The organism is Pseudomonas sp. Irchel s3h17 (assembly GCF_900187505.1).
Taxonomy (GTDB): domain Bacteria; phylum Pseudomonadota; class Gammaproteobacteria; order Pseudomonadales; family Pseudomonadaceae; genus Aquipseudomonas.
Genome location: NZ_FYDL01000020.1, coordinates 68,506 through 78,482 on the forward strand (window position 1 = coordinate 68,506; position 9,977 = coordinate 78,482).

Below are 9,977 nucleotides of genomic sequence, written 5' to 3' on the forward strand. Positions count from 1 at the left end.
GGGAAGAATCTCGGTGGCCAGTTTACCGCAATCGGCCGGTGATGGTTTGCGCTGGGTCATTGCAGAAGACCACCAGGCATTGGCAGATACTGGTTTTGTGGCGAGGGAGCTTGCTCCCGCTCGGCCGCGAAGCGGCCGTAAAGTCAGCCGGTCGGGTGAAGGGGCGGGTGAATGAACTTAGGGCTGCTGTGCAGCCCAGCGGGAGCAAGCTCCCTCGCCACGGAAAATCCGAGCCAGTCCGGCAATCAGCCCGGCGGCCAGTGCATCTGGCGCTGACCCAGTACGTGCATATGGATGTGGTAGACGGTCTGTCCGCCCAGCTGATTGCAGTTCATCACCACGCGAAAGCCTTCTTCGCAGCCCAGTTCCAGCGCCAGGCGTTGGGCGGTGAACAGAATGTGCCCGGCCAGTGCCTTGTCGTCCTCGGTGAGGTCGTTGAGGGTACGAACCGGCTTTTTCGGGACGACCAGGAAATGCACGGGGGCCTGTGGGGCGATGTCGTGGAAGGCCAGAACCTGGTCATCCTCGTAAATGATCTTGGCAGGTATTTCTCTGTTGATGATCTTGGTGAACAGAGTATCCACAGCTGTTTCTCCATGTTGATGGGCCGGGCTGAGTGTACTGAAGGGGATGTACTCGCGCCCAGCCTTTTACGGTGATCGGGTTCAGCGCGGGCAGTAGGCCTTGTTGATCATGCCGACTATGGTTCGCGTCAGCCAGCGTGAACCCAGGCGCGGCAAGAAGGCGAACCAGCGATTGCGACGACCGGGGATGATAATGGCGCGGTTTTTCTCCAGGGCCCGTACCGTGTACAACGCCACTTCCTCGGGGTTCATCAACAGCTTGCTGTTGCCGAGCTTGTTGTCGTCGAGCTGGGCGGTGCGGAAGAACGCCGTACGGGTCGGGCCGGGACACAGCACCGAGACCTTGACCGCGCACTTTTTCAGTTCTACCCGCAAACCTTCCGAGAAGTGCAGCACATAGGCCTTGCTGGCGTAGTAGGTGCTCATCCACGGACCCGGGTTGAAGGCGGCCACGGAGGCCACGTTGAGGATTTGCCCACCCCCCTGCAAGGCCATGCTGTTGCCGATGGCATGGCACAGGCGGGTCAGGGCCAGAATGTTCACTTCGATCAGGTCCTGTTCGGTCATCCAGTCCTGTGCGAGAAACGGGCCGCAGGTACCGATGCCGGCGCAGTTGACCAACAGGTCGATTTGTCGGTCACCTTCTTCGAGCTCCAGCAGAAAGCCAGACAGGCGCAGTGGTTCGCCCAGGTCGCAGGCGCGAAACAGTACCTCGACGCCAAAGCGCTGGGTCAGTTCGATCGCGATGCTTTCAAGCTGATCACGTTGGCGGGCCACCAGTATCAGGCTGCGGCCACGACGCGCCAGTGCTTCGGCCATGGCCAGGCCAATGCCGCTGGAAGCACCAGTGATCAGAGCGTAACGGGTCATGCAGTTCTCCATCGCAACGGCTCGCGGCCTGTGGACAGAGAGGTCACAGGTATCAAGCGCGTTTATTCTTTCTCATAGTCTACAGGGGGCAGAGGGGCTTGCGCCGCGTCGTTTGCTTCAACCTCGTCAGTCAACGGGTTACTTTCGTAGTGGCTGCCCAGGGCGCTTTCATATTCTTCGGACAGACCGGCGAGGCCCCCGGCCAGCGCGCCGACAACGGTCAGCACAATCACAACCAGCCACAGCGCGCTCAGCACTTTGACGGCGGTACTGTTGGGTGGCTGCACAGGGCCGTAGCGGTTAGCTCCGTCATTGCCCGGGATGACCGCCAGCGCCAGCGGGAAAAGGCCGCCGACAAACGGCACCAGGTTCAAGAACCACAGCCAGCCTGACCACCCCAGGTCGTGCAAGCGTTGCACGCTGATGGTGATATTCACATAGAAGTAAGCCAGCAAGGCGACGACACAAACAAGTGCGCCCAGCACTCGTTGATCGTCGGCCAGCAACCCCAATCCGAGGGTGCCGGCAACGGCACCAATGATCATTAGGGCGGCCAGGGACCAGGCGAGATAGCGCAGGCGACCGATTCGTCCCTGGACGCTGAACACCTTGAGTTCGGAAAACGCTGGCAAGGCCTCACCCACCGGAGCACCGGGAGGTGCATAAGGAGACGCATCACGCTCGGGCGCGACTGGCGCCACAGGGCCGGCAGGGGGTGGCTGGACGTCGGTCAGGTTGAGCTCGATGGCCGGTTCGGCTTCGATACGCGCATCAATGCCGGTTTTCGACAGCGCATTGAGATAGGTATGAGCATCCGCCTGGGACAGGTCGTGCTTGAGTGTCACGGGGGTGCCGTTGAAGAACCGATCGATGGCGGCGACGTCGCTCTTGAAGAGGGCGGCGAGGTTGAGTTTGGCCGTGGTGATGTCGACCCCTGGCAGCAGGGTTCCGTCGAAGACAATCTTGAAGCGGTTTTCGCTCATGCCTGGGCTTCCTTGTCACGCGTCTGGGGGGCTGTGCAGGACAGTCTAGGCCAGGTGGAATCGGCTGGCCTGGGGTTTTACGTCAACGCGGCCAGCGATTGGGCAGCTGGGCGGCGAACGCCTGCGCCGTGCGGTACTCGGCATCCAGCCGGGCGACCAGTTCATCAACGCTTGGCAGGTCGTCGATCTCACCGACGCCCTGGCCGGCCGACCAGACGGTTTTCCAGGCTTTGGCCTCATCGCTCATGGGCTTGAGCTTCGAGCCGAAGTTGATTTCGCCCTTGCCTTGCAGCGCATCGATGTCAAAACCGGCGTTGAGCAGGCTTTGACGCATGAAGCTGGCTGGAACGCCGGATACCGCTGGCGTATGGACAATGTCGGCGGCTCTGGAGGACAGCAGCATCGCTTTGTAAGCCTCAGGTGCATGGCTTTCAGTGGTGCCGATAAAGCGAGTACCGAAGTAGGCCAGGTCTGCTCCGAGCACCTGTGCGGCAAGAATCTCGTGCCCATGGTTCAGGCAGCCGGCCAGCAACAGGGTTTTGTCGAAGAACTGGCGAATCTCGGCGATCAGCGAGAACGGGCTCCAGGTACCGGCGTGACCACCTGCGCCCGCGGCAACGGCGATCAGGCCATCGACACCGGCTTCGGCCGCCTTTTCGGCGTGACGACGGGTCGTCACGTCGTGAAACACCAGGCCGCCGTAGCTGTGCACCGCATCAACCAACTCCTTCACCGCGCCCAGGCTGGTGATCACGATGGGCACTTTGTGCTCGATGCAGATCTTCAGGTCCGCTTCCAGTCGTGGATTACTATGGTGAACGATCAGGTTTACGGCGTAGGGCGCCGGGTTCTCCAATAACGCCAGTCCCGCCTCGATCTCCTCCAGCCACGCCTTGAAACCGCTGCTTTCACGCTGGTTAAGCGCAGGAAAACTGCCGACCACGCCATTGCGGCAGCACGCGAGTACCAACTGAGGGTTGGAAATCAGGAACATGGGCGCGGCCACGACCGGCAGGCGCAACTGTTGTTCGAGCAAAGCGGGCAGCGACATTGGAGGTACCCCGTGTGAATGTGACCTGTAGGATTAGAACGGCCGTACGACGACCAGAATTACAATAGCCAGCAACATCAGAACCGGTACTTCGTTGAACCAGCGATAAAAGACATGGCTGCGGGTGTTCTCGCCACGGGCAAAACGCTTCACCTGCGCGCCGCACATGTGGTGGTAACCAATCAGTAGCACCACCAGCGTCAGCTTGGCGTGCATCCAGCCGCCCTGAGCGAAGTAGGCACCGGGATTGAGGCTGATCAGCCAGCCGCCGAAGATCAGCGTGGCAATCATCGCCGGCCCCATGATGCCCCGATACAGCTTGCGCTCCATGACGCTGAAGCGCTCCTTGCTGATGCTGTCCTCGCTTTGGGCGTGGTAAACGAACAGGCGCGGCAAGTAAAACAGGCCGGCAAACCAGCAGACGACACTGATGATGTGAAAAGCTTTGAGCCACAGATAAAGCATTTTTAGTTGTTCCCAGGTTCACGGTAACGAGATAGTAGAGGCTTGAGCCTCCGTACGTCACCTTGACGGTTGTCGCAGGCCCGGGCGCACCCTATCATCGACGGCTTTCCAGTGGGTTCGTTGAGGGCAGGTTTATGGTCAAGGTCGGTATCGTCGGCGGCACGGGTTACACCGGTGTCGAATTGCTGCGTCTGTTGGCACAGCATCCGCAAGCAGAAGTGGTCGTGATCACTTCCCGATCCGAGGCCGGCCTGGCCGTTGCCGACATGTACCCGAACCTGCGCGGCCACTACGACGGCCTGGCGTTCAGCGTTCCGGACGTCAAGACCCTGGGCGCTTGCGACGTGGTGTTCTTCGCCACACCCCATGGCGTGGCTCACGCGCTGGCGGGCGAATTGCTCGCGGCCGGGACCAAGGTCATCGACCTGTCGGCCGACTTCCGCCTGCAGGATGCCGATGAGTGGGCCAAGTGGTACAACCAGCCGCACGGTGCGCCAGAACTGCTGGAGGAGGCTGTTTACGGCCTGCCGGAAGTCAATCGCGAGCAGATCAAGCAGGCTCGCCTGATTGCTGTGCCAGGTTGCTACCCGACCGCCACGCAATTGGGCTTTTTGCCCTTGCTCGAAGCCGGCCTGGCCGATACCACGCGCCTGATCGCTGACTGCAAATCCGGCGTCAGCGGTGCCGGTCGTGGCGCCGCCGTCGGTTCGCTGTACTCCGAGACCTCGGAAAGCATGAAGGCCTACGCGGTAAAAGGTCATCGTCACCTGCCCGAAATTCGCCAGGGCCTGCGCCGCGCGGCGGGTAAAGATGTGGGGCTGACCTTCGTTCCGCACCTGACGCCGATGATTCGCGGTATCCACTCGACGCTCTATGCCACCGTTGTCGACCGTTCGGTGGACTTGCAGGCGCTGTTTGAAAAGCGTTATGCCAACGAGCCATTCGTCGATGTCATGCCGGCCGGCAGCCATCCGGAAACCCGTAGCGTGCGTGGCGCCAACGTTTGCCGAATTGCGGTTCACCGTCCGCAGGATGGCGATCTGGTGGTGGTCCTGTCGGTGATCGACAATCTGGTCAAGGGCGCGTCCGGTCAGGCGGTGCAGAACCTGAACATCCTGTTTGGCCTGGATGAGCGCCTGGGGCTGTCTCACGCCGGGATGTTGCCTTAAACACGATCCCGTTCAGCCAAAAGGCCCGTTAAATGGGCCTTTTTGCTGTCTGAGGGTTCGATTCTGTTGATTGCTATACCATAACAATAGTTGACCGATTTTCTGGGAGAAGCGGATAATGCGCGTCATCACGCATTATGGCGGCGTAACGCCGGGAGATAGTCAGCATGAGCGTCGAATCCTTCACCCCCACGGCTTTGCAATTCACCCACGGTGCCGCGCACAAGGTGAAGAGCCTGGTCGATGAAGAGGGTAATGATCGCTTGAAGCTGCGCGTATTCGTTACGGGCGGTGGTTGTTCAGGGTTTCAGTACGGCTTTACCTTCGATGAAGAAGTGGCCGATGACGACACCATCGTCGAGCGCGAGGGTGTCAGCCTGGTCGTCGATCCGATGAGCTATCAGTACCTGGCCGGCGCTGAGGTGGATTATCAGGAAGGCCTGGAAGGTTCGCGGTTTGTGATCAAGAACCCGAATGCGACCACGACCTGTGGCTGCGGTTCTTCGTTCTCGATCTGATCGATCAGGGCGGTATCAGCGGTACTCAACGCCGCATGGCTTCACGGCCATGCGGCGTTTTGCTGTCTGCTGTTCAGGCGGGGTAGATGGCGCCAAGCACTCGCAGGCCGCGTGCGCCGGTGACGCTAGGGCGATTGGCTGGAATGCTTTCGAGGCAGCAGTGGGCCAGCCAGGCGAAGGCCATGGCTTCGACCCAGTCCGGGTCTACGCCGTAAGCGGTCGTACTGTCGACATGGGCATTGGGCAGCAGGCTGGCAAGGCGGGCCATCAGCGTCATGTTATGGGCGCCGCCGCCGCACACCAGCAGTTCCTGTGTGTTGGCCTGTGCCGCTTGCAGTGATTCGACGATGGTCAGTGCGGTCAATTCCAGCAAGGTGGCTTGCACGTCTTGCGCTGGGAACGCGGGAAGTTGCGCCAGGTGCTGTGTCAGCCAGTGCAGGTTGAACACTTCGCGGCCAGTGCTTTTCGGGCCCTTGGTCAGGAAGAACGGGTCACTGAGCAAGGCTTTGAGCAAGACCGGCTCGACTGTGCCGCTGGCCGCCCATTGGCCATCGCGGTCAAACGTTTCGTTGCGTTGCTGGTGGATCCAGGCGTCCAGCAGGACATTCCCGGGGCCACAGTCAAAGCCCGAGACCGGCTTGGCAGTCTCGATCAGGCTCAGGTTGCTGAAACCGCCCACGTTCAGAACCGCACGGTTGCCGGCGCGTTGCTCAAACAAGGCTTCATGAAAGGCCGGGACGAGGGGGGCGCCTTGCCCGCCAGCCGCCACGTCGCGGCTACGGAAGTCGCTGACCACGGTGATACCGGTCAATTCGGCGAGCAGGGCAGGGTTGCCGATCTGAACGGTAAAACCCCGCGCCGGCTCATGGCGAATGGTCTGGCCGTGGCTGCCGATGGCCCGGATATCAGCGGCGCTGAGCTGTTGATCGGCCAGGAGGGTATTGATGCCCTGGGCGGCCAGTGCGACCCAGTGCTGCTGGGCAATCGCGGAGCGGGCGATCTCGTCGGGCCCGCTGGCACACAAGCCGAGCAGCTCGGTGCGCAGGGGGTCGGGCATCGGGATGTAGTGAGTGGCGATCAGCCTGATCGCCGTTGTTTGCTCGATCAGTGCAATGTCCAGGCCGTCAAGGCTGGTACCGGACATCACACCTATATAGAGCGCCATGGCTTAGCGCTTGCTCGAAGCCAGCATCGTGGCCTTTTCTTGATCCATGCGCGCCATCAGCGGCTGGCTCTGTTGCAGGAAGCGCGTACGCTCGTTCCTGGCGATCGGGTCTGCCATCGGCAGCTTCTGGCCCAGAGGATCGACGTGAACGCCGTTGACCTGGAACTCATAGTGCAAGTGTGGGCCTGTCGAGAGGCCGGTGGTGCCGATGTAGCCGATCACCTGGCCCTGCTTGACGCTACCGCCGGTCTTCACGCCTTTGGCAAAGCCTTGCATGTGGCCGTACAGGGTCTGATAGGAGTTGCCGTGCTGGATGACAACGGTATTGCCGTATCCGCCACGACGGCCAGCCAGCAGTACTTTGCCGTCGCCGGCCGCCTTGATCGGCGTGCCACGAGGGGCGGCGTAATCGACGCCTTTGTGGGCGCGTATTTTGTTCAGAATTGGATGCTTGCGTCCCATGGAGAAGCGCGAGCTAATACGGGCGAAGTCCACCGGCGTGCGGATGAACGCCTTGCGCATGCTGTTGCCGTCGGCGGTGTAGTAGCTGCTGTTGCCTTGCTTGTTGGTGTAGCGCACGGCGGTGTAGGTCTTGCCGCGGTTGGTGAAGCGGGCGGACAGGATCGGGCCGATGCCGACGGCTTTGCCGTTGACGACTTTCTGTTCGTAGATCACATCGAATTCGTCGCCCTGGCGAATGTCCTGGGCGAAGTCGACGTCGTAGCCAAACACGCTGGCCATGTCCATGGTCAGGCTGTGGGACAGGCCTGCGCGTGCGGCGGACTGCGACAGCGAGCTGTTGATTACGCCATGTACATAGGCGGAGCGCACGGTTGGCTTGGCCGTGGTGCGGCTGAAGGCATAGCCCTTGGCGTTTTTGCTCAGGCTGATGCTGTCAAGATCGCTGATCTTGCTGTGCAGCTGGGTGAGCTGGCCGTCGGAGTCGAGTTCGAACTCGAGCTTCTGGCCGCGTTTAAGCCGGGTGAATTGCTTGGCTTGCTTGTCGCTGGCCAGGATTTCGCTTGCCAGCGTGGACGACAGGCCTACTTTTTGAAATAGCGTGGAAAGCGTGTCCCCTTTGGCGACTACGACTTCTTTGTGGCTGGGGTTTTTCTTTTCTTCAACTACCGGTGCAGGGGCTGCTTGAGCCGTCTGCTGGGTGTCGTCGGTGCTGTTTTCAATCTGAGCAAAGGGAGATTGTACGGGTTCGTTTGTGGCTTGAACGGCGTCAGCAGCGTCTTGATCTTGTGTCAATTGTTCAGCAGGGCTTTCCAGCTCAAGGCTCAGGGTTGTCTTTTTGGCTTCGACGTCACTGGATGGAAACACCAGGAGTGCCAGGCTGAGCAGGGCGGCAATGCCACTTGCCGCGAGCAGGTGAGTCTTCGGATAAAGCGGAGGCGCTTTAGACGGTTCTGTGGTCATAGGTAATTTGACTTTGGAAAAGATGATATGGAAGAAATGAACAACATGATGAAGATGAAATAACTGTATAAAATATAACCAAATCGTCTCTTAAGCAAGCCGCGGATGCTCTGTTCGTGGATTGGTGTCCGTGCGCCGGGCAAAACTTGTATTTGGTGCGCGATCTTGTATGGTTGGTTCCCTTTGAATCTGAGCCTTGCAGGTTGGTTATGAAGTCGGTTGAAGAGCAGCTAGCGCTGATCAAACGTGGTGCGGAAGAATTGTTGGTCGAGTCCGAGCTGGTCGAGAAGCTCAAGCGCGGCCAGCCGCTGCGTATTAAGGCTGGCTTCGATCCGACCGCGCCGGATTTGCACCTGGGCCATACGGTGCTTATTAATAAGCTGCGTCAGTTCCAGGACCTGGGGCATCAGGTCATCTTCCTGATTGGTGACTTCACCGGGATGATCGGGGATCCGAGCGGCAAGAGCGTTACGCGTCCGCCGTTGACTCGCGAGCAGGTTCTCGAAAATGCCGAGACCTACAAGACTCAGGTGTTCAAGATCCTTGATCCGGCCAAGACCGAGGTGGCGTTCAACTCCACCTGGATGGACCAAATGGGGCCGGCGGATTTCATTCGCCTGACCTCGCAGTACACCGTGGCTCGCATGCTCGAGCGCGATGACTTCAACAAGCGTTACTCGACCAACCAGCCTATCGCTATTCATGAGTTCCTGTATCCGCTGGTTCAGGGCTATGACTCGGTAGCGTTGCGTGCGGACGTCGAGTTGGGCGGTACGGATCAGAAATTCAACCTGCTGATGGGGCGCGAGCTGCAGCGCAGCTATGGTCAGGAGGCTCAGTGCATTTTGACCATGCCTCTGCTTGAAGGTCTGGATGGCGTGAAGAAGATGTCCAAGTCCTTGGGCAACTACGTCGGTATCCAGGAAGCGCCGGGCGTCATGTACGGCAAGCTGGTGTCGATTCCGGATGCGCTGATGTGGCGCTATTTCGAATTGCTCAGCTTCCGTTCGATGGATGACATCGATGCCTTGCGCGCCGATGTCGAGGCGGGCGCGAATCCGCGGGACATCAAGATCAAGCTGGCTGAAGAGATCGTTGCGCGCTTCCATGGTGAAGAGGCTGCGGCGAACGCTCATCGCGCGGCGGGTAATCGCATGAAGGAGGGCGAGTTGCCGGATGACTTGCCTGAGATCGAGCTGTTCGCTGCCGAGGATATGCCTATTGCGGCTGTCCTTAATAAAGCAGGGTTGGTGAAGAACTCGGCGGTGGCTCGTGATCTGCTGGGTTCGGGTGGTGTGCGTATCGATGGCGAGGTGGTTGATCGCTCCTTTATATACGTACTGGGCGCGACCCACGTTTGCCAGGCTGGCAAGAAGGCATTTGCTCGCATTACGCTCAAATCCGAGTAAAGCTGAAATAAGGGGTTGACGGCGAATTTTATCTGTCTATAATTCGCCCCACTTCCGGCGCAGTCGAAACGGAAAACTCCTTGGCAAACAAAGAGTTACGCAGTTTTAGGCAGCAGGTTGCTTCAGGTCATCGAAGCCAGAAGGAAGTTGAGAAAGAGGTGTTGACAGCAGCGTGTAACGCTGTAGAATTCGCCTCCCGCTGACGAGAGATCGAAAGCGCAAGTGGTTGAAGTTACAAGGGAAACTTTGAAAACTTCTGAAAATAACCGCTTGACAGCAACAGAGGCTGCTGTAGAATGCGCCCCTCGGTTGAGACGAAAGATCTTAACCAACCGCTCTTT

10 protein-coding genes and 1 pseudogene are annotated in these 9,977 nt (G+C 59.5%); 3 read left to right on the top strand and 8 right to left on the bottom strand.

All coding sequences use genetic code 11. The features are described 5' to 3' along the window. Positions 1 to 245: 245 nt before the first annotated feature. The 5 genes from CKW25_RS23350 to hemJ form a co-directional block, all read right to left on the bottom strand. On the bottom strand, positions 246 to 584 hold the full coding sequence (locus tag CKW25_RS23350; protein ID WP_095082976.1) for a histidine triad nucleotide-binding protein: 339 nt from the start codon (positions 582 to 584) through the stop codon (positions 246 to 248). 81 nt (positions 585 to 665) lie between these two features. Continuing rightward, on the bottom strand, positions 666 to 1,454 hold the full coding sequence (locus CKW25_RS23355) for an SDR family oxidoreductase (RefSeq protein WP_095082978.1): 789 nt from the start codon (positions 1,452 to 1,454) through the stop codon (positions 666 to 668). Between the two features lie 62 nt (positions 1,455 to 1,516). Beyond that, the gene (locus CKW25_RS23360; protein ID WP_095082980.1) at positions 1,517 to 2,437 is read right to left on the bottom strand and encodes a DUF805 domain-containing protein; all 921 of its coding nucleotides are present in this window, start codon (positions 2,435 to 2,437) and stop codon (positions 1,517 to 1,519) included. Between the two features lie 82 nt (positions 2,438 to 2,519). Further along, positions 2,520 to 3,488: a nitronate monooxygenase family protein gene (locus tag CKW25_RS23365; protein WP_095082982.1), complete on the bottom strand. Its 969-nt coding sequence runs from the start codon at positions 3,486 to 3,488 to the stop codon at positions 2,520 to 2,522. A 33-nt stretch (positions 3,489 to 3,521) separates the two neighbouring features. Then, on the bottom strand, positions 3,522 to 3,953 hold the full coding sequence (gene hemJ, locus CKW25_RS23370) for a protoporphyrinogen oxidase HemJ (protein ID WP_095082984.1): 432 nt from the start codon (positions 3,951 to 3,953) through the stop codon (positions 3,522 to 3,524). Between the two features lie 134 nt (positions 3,954 to 4,087). Between hemJ and argC the strand changes: the two genes are divergently transcribed. Both argC and erpA read left to right on the top strand, forming a co-directional pair. Beyond that, positions 4,088 to 5,122: an N-acetyl-gamma-glutamyl-phosphate reductase gene (gene argC, locus CKW25_RS23375; protein WP_095082986.1), complete on the top strand. Its 1,035-nt coding sequence runs from the start codon at positions 4,088 to 4,090 to the stop codon at positions 5,120 to 5,122. Between the two features lie 167 nt (positions 5,123 to 5,289). Beyond that, complete coding sequence (erpA, locus tag CKW25_RS23380) at positions 5,290 to 5,640, top strand: iron-sulfur cluster insertion protein ErpA (protein ID WP_027617200.1); 351 nt, start codon at positions 5,290 to 5,292, stop codon at positions 5,638 to 5,640. 73 nt (positions 5,641 to 5,713) lie between these two features. Here erpA and CKW25_RS23385 read toward each other — a convergent pair whose 3' ends face one another. Both CKW25_RS23385 and CKW25_RS23390 read right to left on the bottom strand, forming a co-directional pair. Further along, the gene (locus tag CKW25_RS23385; protein WP_095082988.1) at positions 5,714 to 6,805 is read right to left on the bottom strand and encodes an anhydro-N-acetylmuramic acid kinase; all 1,092 of its coding nucleotides are present in this window, start codon (positions 6,803 to 6,805) and stop codon (positions 5,714 to 5,716) included. A gap of 3 nt (positions 6,806 to 6,808) precedes the next feature. Continuing rightward, entirely contained in the window at positions 6,809 to 8,227 is a 1,419-nt protein-coding gene (locus CKW25_RS23390; protein WP_095082990.1) for a peptidoglycan DD-metalloendopeptidase family protein, read from the bottom strand. 209 nt (positions 8,228 to 8,436) lie between these two features. On the opposite strand from CKW25_RS23390, the gene tyrS reads away from it, so the two are divergent. Beyond that, positions 8,437 to 9,636 (top strand): tyrosine--tRNA ligase, encoded by a 1,200-nt coding sequence (tyrS, locus tag CKW25_RS23395; RefSeq protein WP_095082992.1) that lies wholly within the window; start codon positions 8,437 to 8,439, stop codon positions 9,634 to 9,636. Positions 9,637 to 9,758: 122 nt separating this feature from the next. Here tyrS and CKW25_RS26850 read toward each other — a convergent pair. Continuing rightward, positions 9,759 to 9,977 (bottom strand): annotated as a pseudogene (locus tag CKW25_RS26850) (hypothetical protein); the annotation flags it as partial.